The following is a 378-nucleotide window of genomic DNA, read 5'->3' on the forward strand; positions in this document are numbered from 1 at the left end:
GCAGCTCCTCGCGCAGCGGGCCCTGCTTGCCCTTCTCCACCACCTTCGCCAGCGCCGCGGTGAAGTCCAGGCCCGCTTCCACCGACAGCGTGAGCAGGTCCAGGTTGTAGGGCAGCGCGCGGCTGATCTGCAGGTGGCGCTTCTTCACCTGGTCGTTCAGCCACATCAGCGGGTAGTACATACCGAAGAGCGCGAAGACGAGGCACCAGCCCAGGTTCTGGCCCAGGCCGTTGAGCATGAACAGGCCCATCAGCAGGCCCACCACGAAGCTCACCTCCTGCAGCGCCATGATGTCCTCGGGCTTGTAGCCCTGAGGCTCACCGGCCTTGATGAGGTTGCGGCGCGCCTTGGCCTCGTAGCTCGGCCACATGAAGCGGC

At 65.9% G+C, this 378-nt stretch carries 1 pseudogene; it reads right to left on the reverse strand.

Features of this window, described 5'->3' with window-relative positions:
• A pseudogene (locus D7Y04_RS43880) lies at positions 1-378 on the reverse strand (type II secretion system F family protein); the annotation flags it as partial.

It is taken from the genome of Corallococcus sp. AB038B (assembly GCF_003668955.1).
Lineage (GTDB): Bacteria > Myxococcota > Myxococcia > Myxococcales > Myxococcaceae > Corallococcus > Corallococcus exiguus.